Here is a 23,096-nt window from a genome sequence, read left to right as displayed (position 1 = left end):
CACGAGCTTTAGGCCTTGCGGAACAGCGCTTCGGCGCTCGCCTTGACGCCCCCGGCGGCGTCTCGGTGCGCCTTCGTCCGCGCGATCTCGCCCTCGAGAACGGCAATGCGTTCGCCCAGCTCCTCGACCGACAGGGGATCGAGCGATTGTTTCGTCAACGCCGCGAGTATATCGTCGCGGCGGCGGGGAAGATCGTCGTCATCCATCTATGGGCTCCTCTTCCGGTGGGCGACTGTTGACCCGCGCGCCGCGGCTGTCAATAAGGCGGCGCGTTGGGTAAATCGAGGAAAGTGGGGGATTTAACGTGACCAGCCTGCCCGAAAGCATGACCGCCGTCGCCATTCGCGAGCCCGGCGGGCCCGAGGTGCTGGTGCCCGAACGGCGTCCAGTCCCGCAGTCGGGCGCGGGCGAGCTGCTGATCCAGGTCGCCGCCGCCGGGGTCAACCGCCCCGACGTCCTTCAGCGCATGGGCTTTTACCCGCCGCCGCCGGGCGCGTCCGACCTGCCGGGGCTCGAGGTCGCGGGGACCGTCGCCGCGGTCGGCGCGGGGGTCGATCCCGAATGGCTGGGGCAGGCGGTCTGCGCGCTCGTCGCGGGCGGCGGCTATGCCGAATATTGCGCCGCGCCGGCGGGCAGCGTGCTGCCGGTGCCCAAGGGGTTTTCGATGGCCGAGGCGGCGGCGCTGCCCGAAACCGTCTTCACCGTCTGGCACAATCTGTTCGAGCGCGGCTGGGTCAAGGACGGCGAAACCGCGCTCGTCCACGGCGGCACCAGCGGCATCGGCACCACCGCGATCGGCCTTGCCAGGCTGTTCGACATCCGCATCATCGTGACTTGCGGCAGCCCGGCGAAGTGCGACGCCGCGCGCGCGCTCGGCGCCGATCTCGCGATCGACTATTCGGCCGAGGATTATGTCGAGGCGGTGAAGCAGTTCACGGACGGCAGGGGCGTCGATGTCGTGCTCGACATGGTCGGCGGCGATTATGTGCCGCGCAATCTCGCCTGCCTCGCCGATGACGGGCGCCACGTCACCATCGCCTTTCAGCGCGGCGCGACCGCCGAAATCGACATGTCGCAATTGATGCGCCGCCGCCTGACCATGACCGGATCGACGCTCCGCGCGCGCAGCGCGGACTTCAAGGCGGCGCTCGCCGACGAGATCCGCCGGACGCTGTGGCCGCGTCTCGCCGAGGGCGCGTGGAAGCCGGCGATGGACCAGAGTTTCCCGCTCGCCGAAGCAGCGGCAGCGCACGCCCGGATGCAGGCGGGCGAGCATGTCGGAAAGATCGTGCTGACGGTCTGAGCGAGCGGGTTGGCCGCTCGCGCCTACCAGCTTCCGAAGGTCGCGTCGGCCGGGTTCGCGCGGTGAAAGGCGCGTTCCTTGCGCCGATAGCCATAGCGCCGCCGCTTGGTGAGCAGCAGGCATGGCCATTCGGCGCTTCCCCCGCGCGCGGCGAGGCGAAAGCCCTGCGCGCGATAGGCGGCGAATACGGGCTCCATCTGCCGCGCGATCAGCCCCGCAAGGATCGCGTGACCGCCCGGCGCGGTCGCCGCCGCGATGTCGGGGGCAAGGGTGATCAGCGGCCCGGCGAGGATATTGGCGACGACAAGATCATAGGGCGCGCGGTGCCGGATCGCCGGATGATCGGTGCCCGGCGCGACGGCGAGCGCCAGCTGGCCGCCCGACCGCCCGAGCGCGACGCCGTTGATCGCGGCATTCTCGCGCGTCACGGAAATGCTCGCCGGGTCGATGTCCGACGCGATCGCCCGCGCACGCGGCCATAGCGACAGCGCGGCGAAGGCGAGCAGCCCCGTTCCGGTGCCGATGTCGGCGATATTGCGCGGGCTCGCGCCGGTCGCTGCTAGCCGGTCGAGCATCGCGAGGCATCCCGCGGTCGTGTCGTGCCCGCCGGTGCCGAACGCCTGGCTCGCGTCGATCAGGAACGGCGTCGTGCCCGCCGGCACCGCGTCGGCATAGCTGCTCGTATGGACGAAGAAGCGCCCGGCGCGCACGGGTTCGAGGCCTTGCTGGCTCAGCGTCACCCAATCCGCTTCTGGAAGCGCCTCGACTTGCGGTGCGACGCCTGTGGCGCTCGGCACCAGCGATTTCAACAGCGCCAGCAGGTCGGCGCCGGGCTTATCGTCGACATAGGCGTCGAGCTGCCACGTCCCCGCCTCCTCGTCGATCTCGCGCGTGACCACCACCGGCGGCGCGGCCAGCGCGTCGAGTTCGGGGATCTCGCCCGACAGCGCCTCGGCTTCGTCGCGGGTGCAGGGAAGGGAGACGATCCAGCTCATCGGTCAGCGGACATAGCTCGCGCCATTGGCGTCGAGCACCGCGCCGGTCATCGACGGCGGCGCGTCGAGCGCGCACCAGCGGATCATTTCGGCGATCTCGGCCGGTATTGCGACGCGGCCCAGCGGAATGTCGGCGAGCAATTTGTCGCCGCCGCGGCTCGCGAGATAATCTTCGGCCATGCCGGTCATCGTGAAGCCGGGACAGATGGCGAAGGCCAGAATATCGTCCTTGGCATAGCCGCGCGCGATCGTCTTGGTCATCGCGACCATGCCCGCCTTTGCCGCCGCATAATGCCAGTGCGCCGGACTGTCGCCGCGATAGGCGGCGCGGCTCGCGACATTGACGATGCGCCCGCCGAGCCCTGTCTGCTGCCAGTGCAGCACCGCGAGGCGGCACAGCGACGCCGCGGCGGTCAGGTTGATCTGCAGCGTCCGGTTCCAGCTTTCGAGCCAGACGTCGCCGGCCGCCTCGATCGGGTTTGCCTCGAACACTCCGGCATTGTTCACCAGCACGTCGACGCGCCCGTCGAGCCGGTCGAGGCTCTCGGCCCACAGCCGCGCGGGTTCGTCGGGCTGGCCGAGGTCGCCGTCGGCGCTCGACAGCGCGACGATGCGATGGTTCCGGTGCGCGAGGGCATCGGCGGCGGCGGCGCCGATCCCGCGGCTCGCGCCGGTGATCAGGATATGCGTGGTCATGGCCCCGCGTTTAGCGGGACCATCGCCATATTCAAAGCGTCACGCCACCCGGCGGCTGAACTCGCTCGCGGCCTGTTCGAGCGACTGGAGCCGCTCGCCCATCCTGGCGAATTTCTCGCTGAGCACGCTGATCTCGCTCGCGACCATGCCCGAATCGTTACGGATGCTGGCGATCGTCGACGACATCGAATCGGCCGCGAGCGCGGTTTCGTCTACCGCGGCGGTGATCGAGGTGACCGTCTGCGCCTGCGCGTCCATCGCGTCGCGGATGCGCTGCGCCGACTGCTGCACCTCGGTGATCGTTTCGCGGATCGACTGGTTGGCGGTCACTGTGCCCTTGGTCGCCTGCTGGATCGCGGCGATCTTGCCCGCGATGTCGTCGGTCGCGCGCGCGGTTTCGTTGGCGAGGCTCTTCACCTCCTGCGCGACCACGGCGAAACCGCGGCCCGATTCGCCGGCGCGCGCCGCTTCGATCGTGGCGTTGAGCGCGAGCAGGTTCGTCTGGCCCGCGATCTCGCGGATCAGGCCCAGGATCGATTCGATCGATTCGGCATGGCGCGACAGCGCTTCGGACATGGCGACGGCTTCGCCCGCCTGTTCGGAGGCGCGCGTCGCGACGCTCGCCGAGGCCTCGACCTCGCCGCGTGCGTCCTCGATCGCGCGGATCAGCCCGGCGGCGGTCGAGGCCGCCTCGCGCATCGCGATCGCCGACTGCTCGGAGGCCGCGGCCACTTCGCTCGTCTTGGCGATCATGCCCTTGGCGGCGATGTCGGCGGCGTCGGCCTGGCTGGCGAGCTGCTGGCGCACCCCGTCGGTGTCCTGCACCAGCGATGCGATCGAGCGGTCGAAATCGCCTGCGAGCGCCTGCCGCTCGCGCGACACGGCGGCGCGTTCGAGCTTTTCGGCATAGCTTTGCATGATGTCCATCTCGAGCAGCGCGAGCCGGTTCACCGCGCTCGTCAGCCGCACGATGCGTGCGGCATCGCCCGCGCAGGCTTCGACGACATAGTGGATCGTGAGCCGCTGGCATTCGGCGATGCAGGAGAGGACCGACGCGAGCGGAACGCCGACGCGCAGCGCCATATGCGTGTTCTGGCAGGCGATCGTCGCTGCGTCCTGCCCTGCCGCGTCGGCATATTTGACGCGCATATGCTTGGCGCTGCCCTGAACATAGCTGTTGTAAAGTTCGCCCTCGACCTTGCGCTCGTTCGAGGGAAGGGCGTTGAACGCATCCCAATAGGCGCGGCCCATTTCCTCGTCATGGCCTTCGGTGATCCTGTGGATCTCCGCGGCGTCGGCGGCGAGCCGCCCGTCGAGGTCATAAAAGGGAAAGCGATCGGCCATCAGCACCGGATCGATCTGCTGCTTATGAATGGGATTATCCTTCACCATGATCCTGTCCCCTGGGCCACTTTGGAACGCGCGATTTCTCTCGCCCGCCTGCGTCCGCGAAATTGGTCAACGGGATATGATGCGATAAGGGTAAATTCGTCGTTAACTGCGCGGTGGAATCTCAGGCCGCGCGCACCGGATAGCCTTCGAAACCCTTGATCGTGCGCAGCGCAAAGGCGCTGTGCATCGCGGCGACGCCGGGCAGCCGCGACAGGCAGTGGCGGTGCAGCCGGTCGAAATCGGCGACGCTGCGTGCTGCGACGCGCAGGCGATAGTCCGCCGCTCCCGACAGGAGCTGGCATTCGAGGATCTCGTCGAAGCGCATCACCGCGCTTTCGAACGCGGTCAGCGCCTCCTCGCTCTGCGACGTCAGCGTGATGTCGACGAACACGTCGAGCCCCAGCCCGATCCGCTCGGGATCGAGCCGCGCGGCATAGCCGGCGATGATCCCCGCCGCCTCGAGCGCGCGGATGCGGCGGTGGCACGCCGAGGGCGACAGTCCGACCGCGTCGCCGAGCTCGACCGCCGGTTTCGGGCCGTCGCGTTGCAGGAGCTCGAGCAGTTTGACGTCGATTCGGTCGATCATTTGGCGTCAATTCTTCTTATCTTGCATAATTTGTGCGTGATCCTGTGACAGCAGGCGAAAATATGCAAGCACCTCGCACGGCCTTGCTGTTATGGTTCGCCAAAGGCTTCGGGAACCGGAAATTGGCGCCCGACGTAGCGTTAGTGGAGAGCGATCATGATCATCGGCACGCCGAAGGAAATCAAGAATCACGAATATCGCGTCGGGCTGACCCCCGAAAGCGTGCGCGAACTTGTCGCGCACGGGCATCGGGTGCTGGTGGAGACCGGCGCCGGCGAAGGCATCGCTGCGCACGATCAACTGTATCGCGACGCGGGGGCTGAGATCGTCGCCACGCCCGCCGACATCTTCGCCAATTGCGACATGGTGGTGAAGGTCAAGGAGCCGCAGGCGAACGAGCGCGCGATGCTGCGCGAGGGCCAGATCCTCTACACCTATCTCCACCTCGCGCCCGATCCTGATCAGACGCGCGACCTGATGAAATCGGGCGCGGTGTGCATCGCCTATGAAACCGTCACCAGCCCGCACGGCGGCCTGCCGCTCTTGAAGCCGATGAGCCAGGTCGCGGGGCGCATGTCGATCCAGGCGGGGGCGACCGCGCTCGAAAAGGCGCATGGCGGGCTCGGCGTATTGCTCGGCGGGGTTCCCGGGGTCGCGCCAGGCAAGGTCACGATCATCGGCGGCGGCGTTGTCGGTTTCAACGCGGCACAGATGGCGACCGGGCTCGGCGCCGACGTGACGATCCTCGACCGCGACCCCGAAGTGCTCGAGCGCGTCGGCACCTTCTTCGAATCGCGGGCGAAGACGCGCTTTTCGAACCGCGCGAACCTCGCCCAATGCGTCGCCGAGGCCGATCTCGTCATCGGCGCGGTGCTGATCCCGGGCGCCGAAGCGCCGAAGCTCGTCAGCCGCGAGATGCTGAAGACGATGCGCCCCGGATCGGTGCTCGTCGACGTCGCGATCGACCAGGGTGGCTGTTTCGAGACGAGCCACCCGACGACGCACGATGCCCCCACCTATGTCGTCGACGGGATCGTCCACTATGCGGTCGCGAACATGCCCGGCGCGGTGGCGCGCACCAGCACCTATGCGCTCAACAATGTCACCCTGCCGCACGCGCTGCGCATCGCCGACCTCGGCTGGAAAGAGGCGCTGCGGCGTGACGTGCATCTTTCGCACGGACTGAACGTTTGGAATGGGAAGGTTACGTTCGAGGCCGTAGCCGAAGCCGTCGGAACCGATTATGTGCCTGTCGAACAGGCACTCGCCTGACAGGAGGACCCGAGTTTCCAAAATGACCCTTGAGACGAACGACGATCATGAACCGCTGACGGCAGCAGATGCGGGCGAAGAGAATGAAGTGCTGCGCGCGGTCCGCGAACGCAAGCAGCAGGAACAGGCGGCCGAGGAAACCGAAGCCGCCGATGGCCGCCGCGGCAAGCGGATCGGATGGAAGACCGCCGCCGCCGCGGGAATCGGCATCGGCTCGGCCGCGGTGCTCGCGGCGCTGCTCTATGCAGGCCGCGATCGGAAGTAGCCGCGCGGGGGCTGACACCTTCGCGGCTGCTTCGGGGTGGGAGCGGACGTTGGGATACGGCACGAACCTCCCCTCCCGCCTGCGGGAGGGGCAGTGAGGCTCGCGAGCTTGCTCGCTAGCCGCAGCGGGGTGGGCCTCTGTGCCGTCGCTGCCCGCCCCCGACCCCTCCCGCAAGCGGGAGGGGAGGATTTATGCCCGCTGTCGGCCGATCCCCGCCAACCGCTAAATCTTGCCTGCCTCGGCGCCTAAGCAATTGCATATCGCCGCGGGAAGGCTTAACCGGCGCTCCATCGACCGGATAGAGTCATAAGATACGGGGCTGATATGGCTGGCAAGCAACCGAGCGCACGGCCGCTCTCACCGCACCTCGGGGTGTATAAATGGGCGCCGTCGATGGCGGTCTCGATCTTCCACCGCATCACGGGCGACGGGCTTGCCATCGTCGGCGCGCTGATGTTCCTCTGGTGGCTCGGCGCGCTCGCCGCCGGCCCCGATGCCTACGCCGCCTTCGTCGCGTGCGTCTGGCACGATCCCGACGCGGGTACGGTGCATCGGGTAACCAATATTCTCGGCAAGGTCGTGCTCGTCGGCCTGACCTGGGCCTTTTTCCAGCATCTCTTCTCGGGCCTTCGCCATTTGGTGCTCGACACCGGCGCGGGCTATGAGCTCAAGATCAACCGGCTCTGGTCGACGCTGGTCTTCGTCGGCGCGATCCTCGCGACCGCGGCAACCTGGCTCTACATCGCGAAGGAGGCGCTCAATGGGTAATGGTACGCGTCTCGGCCGCGTGCGCGGGCTCGGCGCCTCGCACCACGGCACCGGCCACTGGCTCCAGCAACGCCTGACCGCGCTCGGCAACGTCTTGCTCGTCGTCTGGTTCTTCGTGTCGCTCCTGCGCCTGCCGCTCGGCGATCATGGCGCGGTGCTGCGCTGGGCCGCGAACCCGACCGTCGCGCTCGCGCTGATCCTGATGGTGGTCAGCGTCTTCTGGCACCTGCGCCTCGGGCTGCAGGTGATGATCGAGGATTATGTGCATGGCGAGGCGGCGCGCCTCTTCGCCATCGTCGTCCTGAATTTCTATGCGATCGGCGCCGCCGCCTACGGCATCTTCGCCATCGCCCGTATCGCTTTCGCCGGGGGATCCGCGGCATGACCGACGCCTACAAGATTATCGACCACACTTATGACACCGTCGTCGTCGGCGCCGGGGGATCGGGCCTGCGCGCGACGATGGGCAGTGCCGAGGCGGGGCTGAAGACCGCATGCATCACCAAGGTGTTCCCGACGCGCAGCCACACCGTCGCGGCGCAGGGCGGCATCGCGGCCTCGCTCGGCAACAATTCGCCCGACCACTGGACCTGGCACATGTACGACACCGTCAAGGGGTCGGACTGGCTCGGCGACCAGGACGCGATCGAATATATGGTGCGCGAAGCGCCGCAGGCGGTTTACGAGCTCGAACATGCCGGCGTGCCGTTCAGCCGCAACCAGGACGGCACCATCTATCAGCGCCCATTCGGCGGCCATATGCAGAATATGGGCGAAGGCCCGCCGGTGCAGCGCACCTGCGCCGCGGCCGACCGCACCGGCCACGCGATGCTCCACGCGCTCTATCAGCAGTCGCTGAAATATGACGCGGACTTCTTCATCGAATATTTCGCGCTCGACCTGATCATGGAAAATGGCGTGTGCCGCGGCGTGATCGCGCTGTGCCTCGAGGACGGCAGCATCCATCGTTTCCGGTCGCAGGCCGTCGTGCTCGCGACGGGCGGCTACGGCCGCACCTATTTCACCGCGACCTCGGCGCACACCTGCACCGGCGACGGCGGCGGCATGGTGCTGCGCGCCGGCCTGCCGCTCCAGGACATGGAATTCGTCCAGTTCCACCCGACCGGCATTTACGGCGCGGGCGTGCTCATCACCGAAGGCGCGCGCGGCGAGGGCGGCTATCTCACCAACAGCGAAGGCGAGCGCTTCATGGAGCGCTATGCCCCGTCGGCGAAGGATCTCGCGTCGCGCGACGTCGTCTCGCGCTCGATGGCGCTCGAAATCCGCGAAGGCCGCGGCGTCGGCCCGCACAAGGACCATATCTTCCTGCACCTCGACCATATCGACCCGAAGGTGCTCGCCGAACGCCTGCCCGGCATCACCGAAAGCGGCAAGATTTTCGCGGGCGTCGACCTGACGCGCCAGCCGCTCCCCGTGGTGCCGACGGTCCATTATAATATGGGCGGCATCCCGACCAACTATCATGGCGAGGTCGTCACGCTCGGCAAGGACGGCCCCGACACCGTGCTCCCCGGCCTGTTCGCGGTCGGCGAGGCGGCGTGCGTGTCGGTCCACGGCGCGAACCGCCTCGGCTCGAACAGCCTGATCGACCTCGTCGTCTTCGGCCGCGCGACCGGACATCGCCTCAAGGAACTGGTGAAACCCGGCGCCGCGCAGGACGCGCTGCCCAAGGACAGCGCCGACCTCGCGCTCGGCCGCCTCGACCATTTCCGCAATGCCAGCGGCGGTTCGCCGACCGCGGAAATCCGTACCGAGATGCAGCGCGCCATGTCGCAGCACGCCGCGGTGTTCCGCACCGATGAGCTGATGGCCGAGGGCAAGGAAAAGCTCGCCAAGACCTACGCGCGGATGCAGGACATCCACGTCACCGACCGCAGCCTGATCTGGAACACCGACCTCGTCGAGACCTTGGAGCTCGACAATCTGATCGCGCAGGCGGTGGTGACGATGCACTCGGCGCACAACCGCAAGGAAAGCCGCGGCGCCCACGCGCACGAGGATTTCCCCGATCGCGACGATGCGAACTGGATGAAGCACACGGTCAGCTGGTTCGACGGCTGGGGCGGCAAGGGCGGCGGCGTCAAGATCGACTATCGCCCGGTCCACGAATATACGCTCACCGACGACGCCGAATATATCAAGCCGAAGGCGCGCGTTTACTGATATCGGAAAACAGGCAAGGCGCATCAGCGCATCATGCCGCCCGTCTCCTACGCCGCCGCGAGGCGCCAGTCTTCGCGCAACGTATCGGGCCAGCGAAGGCCGGGCATGGCGACGGGGCTGTCCTCCCCGTCGCCGTCATTGCCTGGCGCCGCGATCTCGCGCGCATATTCGATCGTCGGCGCCGTCTGGCTGCGGCCGAGGCTCGCGCGTTCGGGGTGGCGGCCGGTGGGCCGGAAGCCGAGCTTGCGCAGCACCGCACCCGACGCCGGATTGTCGGTGAAGTGCGATGCGACGAGGCGGCGGATGCCGAGCGTGCGCGCGAGGTCGATCATGTGGCGGCCCGCCTCGGTCGCATAGCCGAGTCCCCAATAGGGCCGCGCGACCCAATAGCCGAGTTCGACGTCGCCGCTCTCCATCCGGTCCATGCCGATGCAGCCGATCAGCCGCGGCGCGCTGGCGGTGCGCTGGATCATCAGAAAGCGGCTCGGGTTCCCTTCGGTCCAGCCGCCGAGGAAGGCGCGCGCATGCGCCTCGTCATAGGGCCAGGGTGCGCGCGACAGGTTGCGCACGATCATCTCGTCGCCGATCGCCCGCGCGAGGGCGGGGGCGTCTTCCTGCCAGCCGGGCCGCAGCAACAGTCTTTCGGTACGCGCAAACATCTCTTTTCACTCCCATTTGCCTGTTGCCGTTGGCGCCAGATGGTGACGCTTTGACGACAGGCGATGTGCGAGGGAGATGGATGGCCCCGTTTTCGCGTCCGCCCGCCCGGCGGGCAAACGTACAAGAAAAAAGGGAGACCGGGGGCGACCCGTCTCCCTCTTTTCGAACCTGGTTTCCGCTTGGGGCGGAAAGGGCGGCTCCGGGTCGTCCCTGGTGGACGACCCCGACCGGGTCGTCCCTTATTCGGCGGCGTCCGCCATGGCGTCGACCGACACATATTTGCGGCCGAGCTTGCCGTCGTGGAATCGGACGCGGCCGTCCGCGGTCGCGAACAGCGTGTGGTCCTTGCCCATGCCGACGTTGACGCCCGGATAGACCTTGGTCCCGCGCTGGCGCACGATGATGTTGCCGCCGATCACGTCCTGACCGCCGAACTTCTTCACGCCAAGGCGGCGGCCGGCTGAGTCGCGACCGTTGCGCGAGGAACCGCCTGCTTTCTTATGTGCCATGACCGATACTCCTTAATCTGTTGCCGAGCCGCGGACGAGCGCGCTCAGGCGTCCTTCTTGGGGGCCGCCTTCTTGGCAGCGGGCTTCTTCGCGGGGGCCTTGTCGGCGGCTTCCGCCTTCGGAGCAGCGGCCTTCTTGGGCGCGGCTTCCTTCTTGGCGGGTGCAGCCTTCGCTTCGGCAGCCGGAGCCGCTTCGGCCTTGGGGGCGGCTTCCTTCTTCGGCGCGGCCTTCTTGGCATCGCCGATCGCGGTGATGCGCAGCAGCGTCAGCGACTGGCGATGGCCGTTGCGGCGGCGATAATTGTGCCGGCGGCGCTTCTTGAAGACGATGACCTTTTCGCCGCGGGTCTGCGCGATGATCTCGGCCGAGACGGTCAGGCCCTTCGCGTCCTTCACTTCGCCGCCGTCGCCGGCCAGCAGGACGTCGCCCAGCGACACGGTGTCGCCCGCTTCGCCGTCGATCTTTTCAACGGCGATCTTGTCTCCAGCGGCGACGCGATATTGTTTGCCGCCCGTGCGCACGATTGCGAACATGGTCTTCCATCCAATCAGAAACTAAAACGGCCGCGCTACCAGTCACCCGCCGAAGCAGGCGATTTTTCCGGCATGCGGGAAAGTCAGCGCCACTAGCGGTGAACGGCGGGGCTGTCAACCGCATATTTCGGGGTTTTTTGCGGTTTTGCCGTCGTTCGCGCCGGCGCGCGGTCTTTACCCGATTCGACCTTGCTGGACCGGTAAAGCGACCATATCAGAGACGGCGATGATGCGCACCCGCCTCCTGATGCCGCTTCTTGCCGCCGCCCTGCTGCCGCTTTCGGGCTGTGCATCGGCGCAGCAGACGGGCGCGCCGTCGCTCGCCCCGCGCCCGGTCGAGGGCCGTTTCGACGTTGCGCCGCCCGCGGTGATCGCCGAGCCGCCGGGGCCGCTGCCGACTGACCTTGCCGGCCGCCTCGCGCGCTGGGAATCGGATGCGACGCAGGCGCAGCAAGCATTTGCCGCCGAACGCGACGGCACCGCCGCGCTCGTGTCGGAAGGCGTCGGCGCGAGCGTGGGCAGCGAGCGCTGGGTCGTCGCGCAGCAGGCGATCTCGCGCCTGCAATCGACGCGCGCGCCGCTGACCGTCGCGCTCGCCGACATCGACCGCCTCTATATCGACCGCAGCGTCGAGGAGCAGGTCGACGGCCTGCCCGACATCTACGCGCTGCGCGACCGGCTCGCCGACATGGATGCGACCCAGCGCGCGGTGGTCGATGCGCTGCAGGCGCAATTGCCGGAAGAATAGGGCGTTCGCTATAGCCGTCGCCCCGCCTTCGCGGGGGCGACCTTGTCAGTTCAACCCATGCTTCTTCAGCGCGTGCCGGATCTGATCGTAGCTGAGGCCGAGCGCTTCGGCGGCGACCTTCTGATTATAGCGGCAGCGCGCCATGGTGTCGGCGAGAATCTGCCGTTCATAGCCGTCAACCGCGGCGCGCAGGTCGTTCACCGTCCCGGCCGGCGGCGTGGCGGCGGGCGCGGAATCGCCCGGCTGCGCCGGCGCCTCGGCCTTCACCGCCGCCTTGCTCGCGACCGGTTGCCACGGGCTCGCGAACGGATCGAAGGTCAGCGCATCGACCGGCTTTTCGGGGTCGGCCCAGCGATAGATGGCGCGCTCGATCACATTCCTGAGCTCGCGGACATTCCCCGGCCAGTCGTGCCCCTCCATCGCCGCAAGCGCGCGCGGGCCGAAGCCCGGCCATTCCTCCCAGCCGAGCACCGCCGCCATGCGCTGCCCGAAATAGGTCGCGAGCACTTCGATGTCCCCCTCGCGCGCGCGAAGCGGGGGCAGGGTGATCACCTCGAACGACAGGCGGTCGAGCAGGTCGGCGCGGAAGCTGTTCGCCTCGACCAGCGCGGGCAGATGCTCGTTGGTCGCCGCGACGATGCGCACGTCGACGCGGATCGGGCGCGAGGCGCCGACGCGCGTGACCTCGCCATATTCGACCGCGCGCAAGAGGCGCTCCTGCGCCGCCATCGACATGGTCGCGAGCTCGTCGAGAAACAGGGTGCCGCCGTCGGCCTCCTCGAAGCGCCCTGCGCGGCTGCGCGTCGCACCGGTGAAGGCGCCCGCCTCGTGCCCGAACAATTCGGCCTCGATCAGCGTTTCGGGCATCGCGGCGCAGTTCATGATGACATAGGGCTTGTCCCAGCGCGCCGACAGGCGGTGGAGGCGCTCCGCGATCAGTTCCTTGCCGGTGCCGCGCTCGCCGATGACCAGCACGGGGCGGTCGAGCGCCGCGGCCTGGCTCGCGCGATCGACCGCATCCTGAAAAGCCGCCGACTGGCCGATGAACTGCGTTTCGCGCTCCATTCCCAATCATTGGCAATATTTCCCGCTGATTGGCAAGAAAAATCGGCGAGCAAGGCGAATCCGGCGTGAAGTTGCGCCATTTTCGGGGCTTTCCGGCAATTGGCACGGTCCCTGCAAAGATTGGTGCGAACCGGCGCAATGGCGCGCCGGCGCAGTCAGAACAGGGAAGGTTGAAGCCATGAAGACGATGTTTGCCCAGGCCGCCACATTTGCGCTCAGCGCGGCGGGAGCGCTGGCCATTCTCGTCGGCGTGATCGACCATCCTCAGATCGCCGTCAGCCACGCCGGACACTCGGTCGGCATGGTTTCGGTGATCGCTGCGGCTTCCCCGGCGGTCGGCCCGATGGCCTGACCGGCACTGGTGCCGGGGCACTCTCCCCCTTGCCCCGCCCCGGCACCAGCATTCATCAACCGTTACTGGGTCTCTAAAAAAGAATTCGATCAGGAGTTAGCAAAATGGGTATTTTTTCTCGAACCCGCGACATCATCGCCGCCAACGTCACCGATTTGCTCGACCGGGCGGAAGATCCCGAAAAGATGATCCGCCAGATCATTTTCGAGATGAACGAGACGCTGGTCGAGGTTCGCGCCTCCGCGGCCCGCACCATCGCGGACCAGAAGGAGATGCGCCGCCATATCGCCAAGCTCGAAAGCCTTCAGGACAGCTGGAAGGAAAAGGCCGAGCTCGCGCTGTCGAAGGACCGCGAGGATCTCGCCACCGCCGCGCTCGTCGAAAAGCAGAAGGCGGGCGACATGGCCGAGAAGCTGAAGGCCGAAATCGCGGTGCTCGACGACGCGCTCAAGGGCTATGAGGCCGATATCGCCAAGCTGCAAAAGAAGCTGAGCGAAGCGCGCGCGCGCCAGTCGGGTATCGTCAACCGCCTCGAAAGCGCCGAAAACCGCTACAGGCTGCGCGAAATGACGAACGGCGACCGCGTCGAGGATGCTTTCTCGCGCTTCGAGATCCTCGAGCGCCGCGTCGACGAGGCAGAAGGCCGCGCCGAAGCGCTTGGCCTCGGCTACAAGAAGTCGCTCGACGAAGAGATCGCCGAGCTGCAGGCCGCCGACAAGGTCGCCGACGAGCTCGCCGCGCTGAAGGCCGCGCAGGGCAAGAAATAAGGAACCGGACCGATGGAAGAAGTCATCATTGTCCCGATCGTCATCGGCACGCTCTTCCTCGGTCTGCCCTGGCTGATCCTCCACTATATCACCAAGTGGAAGCAGGCCAAGACGCTGACCGGAGAGGATGAGCAACTGCTCGACGAACTTTACGATACGGCTCGCCGGCTCGAGAATCGTCTTCATACCGTCGAACGCATCATCAGCGCCGACCATCCCGATTTCCGCCCCGCGGTGCGCAGCGATGAGGATCTGGCGCAGCTCGAGAATATGAACAGGAGGAACTGAGATGTCTGCCAGCCGCACCAAATTCTATCTCGACAAGCAGAACGCCAAATGGAGCGGCGTCTGTGCGGGGATCGCGGACTATAGCGGCATCGACGCGCTGTGGGTCCGGGTCGGCGCGGTGCTGCTCACCCTGATGGGCGGCTTCCCCTGGACGCTGATCGCCTATTGGCTCGTCGCCTGGATGGCCACGCCCAAGCCCTTTGCGCTCTATGCGACGCAGGAGGAGGCTAAATTCTGGCAGGGCGTGCGGTCGAACCCCAGCGCTTCGACCCGCGACATCCGCTCGCGCTTCCGCGACATCGACCGCCGGCTTGCCGACATCGAGCAATATTATACCAGCCACAACCGCCGTCTCGCCGACGAAATCGACGCGCTGCGCTGAGCAGGAACCGGTTTCGAGCGGGCGGGCAACAGGGAGAATGAGCAATGAGTTGGGGTAGTCCGTCCTTCGTCCTCGTCATCATCGGCATGTCGATGGTCGGCTGGATGGTGACGACGTGGATGCGCGCCAAGCATGGCTATCCGGTCGAGAATGAATGGGGCGAGACGGTTCATCGAACCACCCCCGACGCCGATCGAAAAATCGCGCTGCTGGAAGGCGATAATGCCAAGCTCGCCGACAAGATTGTCCGGCTCGAGGAACGCATTTCGGTGCTCGAACGCATCGCGACCGACACCAATGGACAAGCGGCGCAGCTCGCCGACCAGATCGACCGGCTGCGCTGAGAGAGAGGATTTGCACATGGAAGCCATTGAAATCATCAGTGCGATCGCCCCCATCGTCACGATCGTCGGCGTGGTCGCGATCGGCGGCTGGGTCTTCACGACCTGGCTCCGGATCAAGAACGGCTATCCGCTCGACGGCGCCTGGGGCCAGGCGATCTATCCGAAGACGAGCGACGAGGCGATGGAGCGCGTCAAGCTGATCAGCCAGGAAAATGCGCAGCTGCGCGCCGAGCTCGGCTCGGTCAAGGATCGCCTCGCGGTGGTCGAGCGCATCGTCACCGATGAGAGCCACCGGGTAGCGAGCGAAATCGAGGCGCTGCGGCGCCCGGCGAACTGAGGAGCGAACCGATGAACGAATATTTCATTCTGGGCTTCTTCTTCATCGTGGTCGGCATCCCGGTGATCCTCGGCGTGGGCGGCGACATGTACAAGCGCCACTTGAAGTTCAAGGAAAAGCAGCTCGAGGCGATCAGCAACGAGACCGCCGAAAAGGCCGCGCAATATGCTGCGCACACCGAACGGCTCGAGCAGCGGATGCGCGTCCTCGAACGCATCGTCACCGATCGCGGCCTCGAGGTCGCGGACGAGATCGAAAAGCTGCGCGACGCGCCGCTCAACTGACGGAAAAGATTTGGAGAAGACCCATGGGTGACGAAATCTGGATCCTGATCCCGCTCGCTCCCTTCATCCTGACCGGCTTCATCGTGTGGTCGAAGCATCAGCAGCGGATGATCGAGAAACAGTCGGAGATGACCGCCGAAAAGGCGGCGCAATATGCGACGCAGACCGAAAAGCTCGAAGCACGCGTGCGCGTTCTCGAACGCATCGTCACCGATCGTGGCATCGACGTTGCCGACGAAATCGACAAGCTGCGCGACGCGCCGCTCAACTGACAGATACGAAAGACACGAAAGGATCCCTCCCCATGAACCCCTTTGAAATGGTCATCGGCATCGTCCTCATCGTGACGATCGGCAGCATCATCCGGGCGAAATATGGCGTGCATGGCCACCGCGGCCGTGACAGCGGCTATGGCCCCGATATTACCCCGCGCGACGATGCCGAGACCAAGGCGCTGCAGGCGGAGATCCGCGCCCTCAAAGAGCGCATCCAGGTGCTCGAACGCATCGCCACCGACAATAACCGCGCCGTCAGCCTCGACGAAGAGATCGAGAAGCTGCGCGACCGGTCCCTCCCGTAAAAGCGACGAAGAAGGAGCCGATCCATGGGCACCATGACGTCCGACCTTGCCACCAATCTGGTCACCGCAGCGATCGCACTCTCCGCGCTGACCATCGTCAGTCTGGTCGCGCTGCGCGGCTGGCGCGACTGGATTCAGCTGAAGCGCGAGGAACTCGCGGCGGGGCACGGCCCGGCGCAGGACCCCGCGGTCCCGCACGCGGGCTCGCGCATCGAGATCGCCGATCTGAAGGAACGGCTGCGCAAGCTGGAAGCGATCGCGGCGGGGGTCGATCTTTAACTATGACGTCGCCCCCGCGCAGGCGGGGGCCGCCGGCGGCCTTGCCCGGCGGCGTTGCGTAAACCTCCAGCGGCCCCCGCCTGCGCGGGGGCGACGGTTTCTCTTTAAACCGCATGTCGAATCTGCCACTGCCGCGCCATGCGCAGTCTCGACGATATTTTCGAAGAATATGACTTTCTCGACGGCGACGATCGCTATCGCCTGCTGATCGAACTCGGCCGCAGCCTCGAGCCGATGCCCGACGCGCTCAAGACCGACGCGACGCGGGTAGCGGGCTGTTCGGCGAGCGTGTGGGTCTATCCGGTGCCGCAGGCGGGCGGCCGCCTCCACTTCCTCGCCGACAGCAATGCGGCGATCACCAAGGGCATCGTGGCGCTGGTGCTGAGCGCGGTGCAGGACCAGCCCGCAGCGGAGGTCGCCAAGATGGACATCGCCGCCCGCCTCGCCCCCTTCGACCTGACGCGCCAGCTCTCCTCGAACCGCACGCAGGGGGTGCCGAACATGATCGCGCTGGTCCAGGACACGGCGCGGCGGATTACTGCGGGATAGCAAGCGAGCCCCGACGTCGGCAAACGACCGATTGCTGCCCCATTGATCATCGTCATCCCCGACTTGATCCGGGGTCCATGACTTCGGCGCTGCTGTGGATCCTGGATCCAGTCCGGAATGACGAAAGAGAGCAGGCGAACGTCAGTTCCCCACCCCGAAGCCGCCAGATCAGTTTGCTGGATGACCACAAAAAAGGGCGCGGAAGTTGCCTTCCGCGCCCGATTTATCGTCTCGCGATCGATCAGAAAGCGACCGACAGCGTCCCGCTGACGGTGCGCGGCGCGCCGATCTGAACGAACGGCGCCGACGACCCTTGCGACAGCGACGTCGTATATCTGCCGATATAGAGCTGGTCGAACAGATTATAGACGTTGAGCTGCAAGAAGGTCTGATCGTTGAGCCCCAGAAACTCCAGATTCACGCGCGCGTCGAGATTGACGAGCCAGTAAGCCGGTGTCTTGGCGCCATAGACTTCGGTCCCGTCGAACACGATCGGCAGGTTAGTGTCGTAGATATAGCGACCGCCGGTGCGCTTGGCGGTGACGCCCAGCTCGACCGGACCCAGCGTGCCACGCGCCGAACCGCCGAACGTATAGGCGGGAGCACCCGATTCACGCTTGCCTTTGGTCGGAAGGAAGACGGGATTCCCGTCGTCGTCCACACCCGACTGCACATCGTCCTTGATCTCCGATTTCAGATAGGAACCGAAGACATAGAGCGACAGCTGCTGAATCGGTTGCCATGCGACGCTGCCGTCGATGCCATATTTGTCGACGCGGCCAAGGTTGCGATAGAGGTTGCGGTCGGTCACCGGGTCATAGGCCGAGGCCAGGCGATTGTTATATTTGGTGAACCAGCCCGAAAGCTGCGCCTGCACCGTGCTGGTGCGATAGCGGACGCCGAGGTCGAAGTTGTCAGTCGTCTCGGGTTCGGGGCGCGCCGAATCCGTGTCGGGCGCGAAGAAGAACGCATTATAGAGCGCGTCGGTGCCCGGAACCTGCAGGCCCTTCGAATAATTGGCGAAGACCGACATCTGGTTGCTCGCCTTGAACAGCAGGCCGACGTTCGGCAGCACGTCGTCATATTTCAGCACGCGGCGCTGCGGACCCTGAACGTCCGGGTTGGCGGCGGCATAGACGGCGTTGCGCGGATCGTCCTTGCCGAAGCAGTCGACGAAGCCGGTGTCGCTGGTCGTGAAGCAATAGTTGTTGAGCTCGCGCTTGAAGAAGGGCGCGCGGATGCCGAGCGTCGCAATGAGCCCGCCGTCGAAGAACTCGCCGCGATATTCACCTGAAACCTGGTTCAAGATCGCGAACGACAGGCGGTCGCGCTTCTGAAGCACTGCGCCCGATGCGTCGACTTGCGGGTCGTTGATCGGGAAGACGTCGAACGGTTCGCCATTATATTGCAACAGCCCGACCTGACCGGTCTGACGGTGACGCGCGCGGTCCCAAGTATAGCCGATACGCACGCTATGCTCGTCGTTGATGTCCCAGCGCAGGTTGGCGATCACGCCGTAGCGATCGGTATGCGTCTGGCTCGGTGCGAGCATCGTGACTTCGTCGAGCAGGTCACCGTCGCCGTTGAGGTCCATGCCGAAATAGGGACGACCGCCCATATAGCCGGTCAGGCCGTTGTTGAGCCGTTCGCGAGCGTTGACCGTGCCGCCACCATTGGCCTTCACATATTGATAGCTCGGGTCGACGGTCAACGTGATGCCGTCGCTCAGCGTGAAGCGCGACGCGCCGCGGATGTTGCCGGTGTTCGACGGATTGTAGCGACGGTCGAATTCGGTGCCGCAGCCGTTGGTGAGGTCGGCTTCACCAGGCGTCGCTTCGGTGCTGACGGTGCATGGATAGTTGATGTCATATTCGCGCTCGTCCTTCGACTGCGGAAAGCCGCTCGGGACGTCGCGGTCGTTGCGGAGGCTAACCGAGCCGAAGAAGTTGTTGCGGTTCTGGTTATAGTGTCCCGCGATCGACACGAAGTCGCCGTCCTCGCCGATCGGCTGATAGATGCGGGCGTTGTACTGCTGCTTGTCGATGACGCCATAATTGTTGAACGGGTTATCATTCTCCGCATGGCTTGCCGAGAAGAAGGCGCGCGTGCCGAAGGGCGTGAAGACGCCCGTGTTGATCAGGCCGAAGATACGGAAGAATTTATATTCGCCCGCCGAACCCGAGACCCTGACGCCGAAATCTTCGGTCGGGACCATGGTGCGATAGTTGACGGTCGAACCGGTGGCGGCCGCCGTCGGGCTGTCGACGTCGGTGGTGCCGAGGTTGACGTTGACCTGTTCGATCAGTTCGGGATCAAGTTGCTGGTTCGAATAGATGGCGTAGTTGCCCGAGTCATTAAGCGGAACGCCGTCGAAGGTCAGGCTGATACGGTCTTCAGAAAAGCCGCGGATCGTGAGCTGGCCACCCGACGAACCATAAGCGTCGTTGTTGGTGAAGACGACACCGGGGACGAGGTTGATCGTGTCGAGGATCGTCTGGCCGGGATTCTGGCGCGCGATGATTTCCTGACCGAGCACCGACTTCGCCTTCGACGTGTCGGGCGACTGGATGCCGCCGACATCGGTAGTGCGCGATCCGGTGACGACGATGTCGTTTTCGAAATCGACCGAACCGGTCGACTGCGCGAAGGCAGGCGTCGAGAGCAGTGCAACGGGAAGCGTCGCGGCGCTCGCTGCGAGAATATGGCGGAATTTCATGACTGGGTGTCCCCTTTTGGTGGCTTAACGGCGGCGTGCGACTTGCGGCACGCGTCACCTGCGAGCGCCCCTGAGCCTCGCGTGTGGCACGATTGTGACAGCAATTGTGACAATGCAAGGGGAGGGGGGCGGAGGGGGTCCACCTGGAGTTGGAAACGACGCTTTTGCGTGGTTCAGCGGCAGTCAGCCGCGCGCGGCAGGGGATTTTTTCCCGTCACTGTTGCTGCAATGCAACATGAAAAGGTGGCGGCGCGCCGGGGCGCGCCGCGACTCAGGCTGCGTCGCCCGCGGCCTCTTTCGCCTTGTCGGCATAGACACGCACCGGCTGCTTGCGTCCTTCGACGACGTCCTTGTCGACGACGATTTCGACCACGTCCGACAGGTCGGGCAGGTCGAACATCGTGTCGAGCAGGATCGCCTCGACGATCGAGCGCAGGCCGCGCGCGCCGGTCTTGCGTTCGATCGCCTTTTTGGCGACCGCGACGAGCGCGTCGTCGGTGAAGGTCAGCGCGACCTCTTCGAGATCGAACAGCTTCTTATACTGCTTCACCAGCGCGTTCTTCGGCTCGCCGAGAATCTTGACCAGCGCATCGACGTCGAGGTCCTCGAGCGTCGCGATGACGGGCAGGCGGCCGACGAATTCGGGGATGAGGCCGAATTTGAGGAGATCCTCGGGCTCGATCTGCTTGAGCACTTCGCCCGCGCGGCGTTCGTCGGGACCGGCGACATGCGCGCCGAAGCCGATCGACTTGCCCTGCAGGCGGTCGCCGATGATCTTTTCGAGGCCGGCGAAGGCGCCGCCCGCGATGAACAGGATGTTCGTCGTGTCGACCTGCAGAAATTCCTGCTGCGGATGCTTGCGGCCGCCCTGCGGCGGGACGGAGGCGGTCGTGCCCTCCATCAGCTTGAGCAGCGCCTGCTGCACGCCTTCGCCCGACACGTCGCGCGTGATCGAGGGATTTTCGGCCTTGCGGCTGATCTTGTCGATCTCGTCGATATAGACGATGCCGCGCTGCGCCTTTTCGACATTATAGTCGGACGCCTGAAGCAGCTTCAGGATAATGTTCTCGACATCCTCGCCGACATAGCCTGCTTCGGTCAGCGTCGTCGCGTCGGCCATGGTGAAGGGCACGTCGAGGAAACGCGCGAGCGTCTGCGCGAGCAGGGTCTTGCCGCTGCCGGTCGGGCCGACGAGCAGGATGTTCGACTTCGCCAGTTCGACATCGTCGCCGCGGCCCGAGTTGGCGAGCCGCTTGTAATGATTATGCACCGCGACCGACAGCACGCGCTTCGCGGTGTTCTGGCCGATCACATAGGCGTCGAGATGCTGGCAGATTTCGAGCGGGGTCGGCACTGCGCCGTCCTTGCGCGCGGCGACGCCGCCCTTGATCTCCTCGCGGATGATGTCGTTGCACAGCTCGACGCATTCATCGCAGATGAACACGGTCGGCCCGGCAATCAGCTTGCGGACCTCATGCTGCGACTTGCCGCAGAAGGAGCAATAGAGGGTGCTCTTGCTGTCGGAGCCAGAGAGCTTGGTCATAACATTCCTTTTCGGACCGTGCGAATCCCCGCGCGGCCGGTACTGACGCGATCCCCGCTGATCGCGTCGCCTGATATCCTAGCCCCGGTGCCTCCAATTACAATATGGCAATTGGGTGACATGGGCGCAATGTCCCGCCTGGCACCGCGGCGCCAATAGTGCCTCAAGAAATGCGGTTGGCGGGAGCTTGTCGGTCGGTCCCGAATCGGGACTCAGGGCGTCGGCCCTTCGCTCTGTTCGCTCGCGGCCTCGGCGTCGGGCATGCCGGGGCGGCGGTCGTAGACATGATCGACGAGGCCGAACGCCTTGGCTTCGTCGGCTTCGAGGAAGGTGTCGCGGTCCATCGCCTTTTCGATCTCTTTCAGCGACTTGCCCGTGTATTGGACGTAGAGATCGTTCATCCGCTTGCGGATGCGCAGGATTTCCTTCGCCTGAATCTCGATATCCGACGCCATGCCGCGCGCACCGCCCGAGGGCTGGTGAACCATGATGCGCGCATTGGTCAGCGCGACGCGCATTCCGGGCTCGCCCGCGGCGAGCAGGAAGCTGCCCATCGACGCCGCCTGCCCGATGCACACCGTCCCGACGCGCGGGCGGATATATTGCATCGTGTCGTGGATCGCCATGCCCGCCGTGACGACTCCGCCCGGCGAGTTGATGTACATGTAAATGTCCTTCTTCGGATTTTCCGATTCGAGGAACAGCAGCTGCGCGACGATCAGCGACGCCATCTGGTCCTCGACCTCGCCCGTCACGAAGACGATCCGCTCGCGCAGCAGGCGCGAGAAGATGTCGAAGCTGCGTTCGCCGCGGCTCGTCTGTTCGACGACGACGGGAACCAGGGCGGCGAGCGGGTCGATCATTGGAATTTCGTCCTTCATTATCGGGGGCGCCCTGCCGAGAACCGGCGGGCTGGCCCCTCCGCTGCCTTACATCGGCGCCAAGGTAAAGTGTTTCAAGGGGGCAAAACGGGTTCAACAGTTCGGGAAAGGGACGTCGATGCCGGCGGCAATGGCAAAGCCGAAGACCGGCGACCTTTTATCTCGAAGTTCAGGAAAGTTCAGCCTTGTGCGTCCTGTGATCTCGATCTTTGGGTGTGTTCGACGCGCTGGGCACTCTCCGTCGAAAAAGCCAGATGAAGGCTGGCACAGCGGGATAATGTAGGAAAGCCTTATTTGATGGCGGTGGCCGATTTGGGGTGGTTTGCTGTCATTCGACCAAACCCCTCCTCTTTAGAGGAGGGGCAGCGAGACTTGCCAGCTTGCTGGCTTAGTCGCAGCGGGGTGGTGCTAGACGTCTTGCGCGCTATCGCGCGCCACCACCCCCAACCCCTCCTCTAAAGGGGAGGGGCTTATTACGCCCGCTACCGCCCGCAAGCGGTCATTCCGGCCAAAATCGGCAGCGATCGTCCTATTTGGGGTGGAAGCAGCCGTTCCCGCGGTGGCATCATAAGGTGATCCCCGGCGAAGGCCGGGGTCCAGCGCGAAAGCGCTGCGCCTGACGCATGGACCCCGGCCTTCACCGGGGATCACCCAGATATACAGATAGTCCTTTCGTCATCCCGGACTTGATCCGGGATCCACAGCAGCGCCGAAGTCATGGACCCCCCTGAGTTCACAAACGAAGTGCAACACCTCAAGCAGGTGGTGCCATGTCGAGATACCGTCATTTATCGCTTGAGGAGCGCTGTTCGATTGCC

At 65.4% G+C, this 23,096-nt stretch carries 31 protein-coding genes; 19 read left to right on the top strand and 12 right to left on the bottom strand.

Annotated features, from left to right (window positions below):
* Positions 1 to 8: 8 nt before the first annotated feature.
* A complete protein-coding gene (locus tag CHB69_RS16070) occupies positions 9 to 206 on the bottom strand; it encodes a DUF1192 domain-containing protein (RefSeq protein ID WP_089216960.1) in 198 nt (65 codons plus the stop codon).
* A gap of 98 nt (positions 207 to 304) precedes the next feature.
* On the opposite strand from CHB69_RS16070, the gene CHB69_RS16065 reads away from it, so the two are divergent.
* Positions 305 to 1,303 carry an NAD(P)H-quinone oxidoreductase gene (locus CHB69_RS16065; protein ID WP_089216959.1) on the top strand — a complete coding sequence of 333 codons (999 nt, stop codon included), beginning with the start codon at positions 305 to 307 and terminating at the stop codon, positions 1,301 to 1,303.
* 23 nt (positions 1,304 to 1,326) lie between these two features.
* Here the strand turns inward: CHB69_RS16065 and CHB69_RS16060 are convergent, their stop codons facing one another.
* The 4 genes from CHB69_RS16060 to CHB69_RS16045 all read right to left on the bottom strand — a co-directional run bounded on the left by CHB69_RS16060 (position 1,327) and on the right by CHB69_RS16045 (position 4,972).
* Positions 1,327 to 2,298, bottom strand: a complete 972-nt coding sequence (locus CHB69_RS16060; RefSeq protein ID WP_089216958.1) for a 50S ribosomal protein L11 methyltransferase — start codon at positions 2,296 to 2,298, stop codon at positions 1,327 to 1,329.
* Between the two features lie 3 nt (positions 2,299 to 2,301).
* Positions 2,302 to 2,994, bottom strand: coding sequence for an SDR family NAD(P)-dependent oxidoreductase (locus tag CHB69_RS16055; protein WP_089216957.1), 693 nt, complete (start codon positions 2,992 to 2,994; stop codon positions 2,302 to 2,304).
* Between the two features lie 39 nt (positions 2,995 to 3,033).
* Positions 3,034 to 4,386 (bottom strand): methyl-accepting chemotaxis protein, encoded by a 1,353-nt coding sequence (locus CHB69_RS16050; RefSeq protein ID WP_089216956.1) that lies wholly within the window; start codon positions 4,384 to 4,386, stop codon positions 3,034 to 3,036.
* 121 nt (positions 4,387 to 4,507) lie between these two features.
* Positions 4,508 to 4,972: an Lrp/AsnC family transcriptional regulator gene (locus CHB69_RS16045; RefSeq protein ID WP_170935603.1), complete on the bottom strand. Its 465-nt coding sequence runs from the start codon at positions 4,970 to 4,972 to the stop codon at positions 4,508 to 4,510.
* A 156-nt stretch (positions 4,973 to 5,128) separates the two neighbouring features.
* Here CHB69_RS16045 and ald point away from each other — a divergent pair, with 156 nt between their 5' ends.
* The 5 genes from ald to sdhA all read left to right on the top strand — a co-directional run bounded on the left by ald (position 5,129) and on the right by sdhA (position 9,461).
* Positions 5,129 to 6,244: an alanine dehydrogenase gene (gene ald / locus CHB69_RS16040; protein WP_089216955.1), complete on the top strand. Its 1,116-nt coding sequence runs from the start codon at positions 5,129 to 5,131 to the stop codon at positions 6,242 to 6,244.
* 22 nt (positions 6,245 to 6,266) lie between these two features.
* Positions 6,267 to 6,509: a hypothetical protein gene (locus CHB69_RS16035; RefSeq protein WP_089216954.1), complete on the top strand. Its 243-nt coding sequence runs from the start codon at positions 6,267 to 6,269 to the stop codon at positions 6,507 to 6,509.
* A 324-nt stretch (positions 6,510 to 6,833) separates the two neighbouring features.
* On the top strand, positions 6,834 to 7,277 hold the full coding sequence (sdhC, locus tag CHB69_RS16030; RefSeq protein ID WP_089216953.1) for a succinate dehydrogenase, cytochrome b556 subunit: 444 nt from the start codon (positions 6,834 to 6,836) through the stop codon (positions 7,275 to 7,277).
* The gene (gene sdhD / locus CHB69_RS16025) at positions 7,270 to 7,662 is read left to right on the top strand and encodes a succinate dehydrogenase, hydrophobic membrane anchor protein (RefSeq protein ID WP_089216952.1); all 393 of its coding nucleotides are present in this window, start codon (positions 7,270 to 7,272) and stop codon (positions 7,660 to 7,662) included. The genes sdhC and sdhD overlap by 8 nt, the downstream gene beginning before the upstream one ends.
* On the top strand, positions 7,659 to 9,461 hold the full coding sequence (sdhA, locus tag CHB69_RS16020) for a succinate dehydrogenase flavoprotein subunit (protein WP_089216951.1): 1,803 nt from the start codon (positions 7,659 to 7,661) through the stop codon (positions 9,459 to 9,461). Before sdhD ends, sdhA begins: the two co-directional genes overlap by 4 nt.
* A gap of 47 nt (positions 9,462 to 9,508) precedes the next feature.
* Here sdhA and CHB69_RS16015 read toward each other — a convergent pair whose 3' ends face one another.
* From CHB69_RS16015 to rplU, 3 genes are all read right to left on the bottom strand, one after another.
* Positions 9,509 to 10,120 (bottom strand): GNAT family N-acetyltransferase, encoded by a 612-nt coding sequence (locus tag CHB69_RS16015; RefSeq protein WP_089216950.1) that lies wholly within the window; start codon positions 10,118 to 10,120, stop codon positions 9,509 to 9,511.
* 240 nt (positions 10,121 to 10,360) lie between these two features.
* A complete protein-coding gene (rpmA, locus tag CHB69_RS16010; RefSeq protein ID WP_089216949.1) occupies positions 10,361 to 10,630 on the bottom strand; it encodes a 50S ribosomal protein L27 in 270 nt (89 codons plus the stop codon).
* 44 nt (positions 10,631 to 10,674) lie between these two features.
* Positions 10,675 to 11,163, bottom strand: coding sequence for a 50S ribosomal protein L21 (rplU, locus tag CHB69_RS16005; protein WP_089216948.1), 489 nt, complete (start codon positions 11,161 to 11,163; stop codon positions 10,675 to 10,677).
* A 226-nt stretch (positions 11,164 to 11,389) separates the two neighbouring features.
* Here rplU and CHB69_RS16000 point away from each other — a divergent pair, with 226 nt between their 5' ends.
* Positions 11,390 to 11,911 carry a hypothetical protein gene (locus tag CHB69_RS16000; protein WP_245836874.1) on the top strand — a complete coding sequence of 174 codons (522 nt, stop codon included), beginning with the start codon at positions 11,390 to 11,392 and terminating at the stop codon, positions 11,909 to 11,911.
* 45 nt (positions 11,912 to 11,956) lie between these two features.
* Here the strand turns inward: CHB69_RS16000 and pspF are convergent, their stop codons facing one another.
* A complete protein-coding gene (gene pspF, locus CHB69_RS15995) occupies positions 11,957 to 12,976 on the bottom strand; it encodes a phage shock protein operon transcriptional activator (protein ID WP_089216947.1) in 1,020 nt (339 codons plus the stop codon).
* Here pspF and CHB69_RS19835 point away from each other — a divergent pair.
* From CHB69_RS19835 to CHB69_RS20235, 12 genes are all read left to right on the top strand, one after another.
* Positions 12,954 to 13,328, top strand: a complete 375-nt coding sequence (locus tag CHB69_RS19835) for a hypothetical protein (protein ID WP_141134015.1) — start codon at positions 12,954 to 12,956, stop codon at positions 13,326 to 13,328. The genes pspF and CHB69_RS19835 overlap by 23 nt on opposite strands.
* A 104-nt stretch (positions 13,329 to 13,432) precedes the next feature.
* Positions 13,433 to 14,095 carry a phage shock protein PspA gene (gene pspA, locus CHB69_RS15990; RefSeq protein ID WP_089216946.1) on the top strand — a complete coding sequence of 221 codons (663 nt, stop codon included), beginning with the start codon at positions 13,433 to 13,435 and terminating at the stop codon, positions 14,093 to 14,095.
* A 12-nt stretch (positions 14,096 to 14,107) separates the two neighbouring features.
* A complete protein-coding gene (gene pspB, locus CHB69_RS15985) occupies positions 14,108 to 14,383 on the top strand; it encodes an envelope stress response membrane protein PspB (protein WP_089216945.1) in 276 nt (91 codons plus the stop codon).
* Between the two features lies 1 nt (position 14,384).
* Positions 14,385 to 14,765: an envelope stress response membrane protein PspC gene (pspC, locus tag CHB69_RS15980; RefSeq protein ID WP_089216944.1), complete on the top strand. Its 381-nt coding sequence runs from the start codon at positions 14,385 to 14,387 to the stop codon at positions 14,763 to 14,765.
* Positions 14,766 to 14,809: 44 nt separating this feature from the next.
* Positions 14,810 to 15,109, top strand: coding sequence for a hypothetical protein (locus CHB69_RS15975; RefSeq protein WP_089216943.1), 300 nt, complete (start codon positions 14,810 to 14,812; stop codon positions 15,107 to 15,109).
* Between the two features lie 16 nt (positions 15,110 to 15,125).
* Positions 15,126 to 15,446: a hypothetical protein gene (locus CHB69_RS15970; RefSeq protein WP_089216942.1), complete on the top strand. Its 321-nt coding sequence runs from the start codon at positions 15,126 to 15,128 to the stop codon at positions 15,444 to 15,446.
* A gap of 11 nt (positions 15,447 to 15,457) precedes the next feature.
* Positions 15,458 to 15,730: a hypothetical protein gene (locus CHB69_RS15965; RefSeq protein WP_089216941.1), complete on the top strand. Its 273-nt coding sequence runs from the start codon at positions 15,458 to 15,460 to the stop codon at positions 15,728 to 15,730.
* Positions 15,731 to 15,753: 23 nt separating this feature from the next.
* Positions 15,754 to 16,002 (top strand): hypothetical protein, encoded by a 249-nt coding sequence (locus tag CHB69_RS15960; protein WP_089216940.1) that lies wholly within the window; start codon positions 15,754 to 15,756, stop codon positions 16,000 to 16,002.
* A 32-nt stretch (positions 16,003 to 16,034) separates the two neighbouring features.
* Positions 16,035 to 16,310 (top strand): hypothetical protein, encoded by a 276-nt coding sequence (locus CHB69_RS15955; RefSeq protein ID WP_089216939.1) that lies wholly within the window; start codon positions 16,035 to 16,037, stop codon positions 16,308 to 16,310.
* Between the two features lie 24 nt (positions 16,311 to 16,334).
* Positions 16,335 to 16,589 carry a hypothetical protein gene (locus CHB69_RS15950; protein ID WP_170935602.1) on the top strand — a complete coding sequence of 85 codons (255 nt, stop codon included), beginning with the start codon at positions 16,335 to 16,337 and terminating at the stop codon, positions 16,587 to 16,589.
* Positions 16,590 to 16,727: 138 nt separating this feature from the next.
* Complete coding sequence (locus CHB69_RS15945) at positions 16,728 to 17,138, top strand: SufE family protein (protein WP_089216938.1); 411 nt, start codon at positions 16,728 to 16,730, stop codon at positions 17,136 to 17,138.
* Between the two features lie 77 nt (positions 17,139 to 17,215).
* Positions 17,216 to 17,431 (top strand): hypothetical protein, encoded by a 216-nt coding sequence (locus tag CHB69_RS20235; protein ID WP_170935601.1) that lies wholly within the window; start codon positions 17,216 to 17,218, stop codon positions 17,429 to 17,431.
* On the opposite strand, the gene CHB69_RS15940 is transcribed toward CHB69_RS20235, so the two are convergent.
* The 3 genes from CHB69_RS15940 to clpP form a co-directional block, all read right to left on the bottom strand.
* Positions 17,380 to 19,854, bottom strand: coding sequence for a TonB-dependent receptor (locus tag CHB69_RS15940; RefSeq protein WP_089216937.1), 2,475 nt, complete (start codon positions 19,852 to 19,854; stop codon positions 17,380 to 17,382). The genes CHB69_RS20235 and CHB69_RS15940 overlap by 52 nt on opposite strands.
* Positions 19,855 to 20,125: 271 nt before the next feature.
* Positions 20,126 to 21,397 carry an ATP-dependent Clp protease ATP-binding subunit ClpX gene (clpX, locus tag CHB69_RS15935; RefSeq protein WP_089216936.1) on the bottom strand — a complete coding sequence of 424 codons (1,272 nt, stop codon included), beginning with the start codon at positions 21,395 to 21,397 and terminating at the stop codon, positions 20,126 to 20,128.
* A 212-nt stretch (positions 21,398 to 21,609) separates the two neighbouring features.
* The gene (gene clpP, locus CHB69_RS15930) at positions 21,610 to 22,260 is read right to left on the bottom strand and encodes an ATP-dependent Clp endopeptidase proteolytic subunit ClpP (protein WP_089217010.1); all 651 of its coding nucleotides are present in this window, start codon (positions 22,258 to 22,260) and stop codon (positions 21,610 to 21,612) included.
* Positions 22,261 to 23,096 lie beyond the last annotated feature (836 nt).

It is taken from the genome of Sphingopyxis indica, from assembly GCF_900188185.1.
Taxonomy (GTDB): domain Bacteria; phylum Pseudomonadota; class Alphaproteobacteria; order Sphingomonadales; family Sphingomonadaceae; genus Sphingopyxis; species Sphingopyxis indica.
Note: the sequence above shows the minus strand (reverse complement) of the source record. Positions and strands in the feature narration are given on the sequence as shown.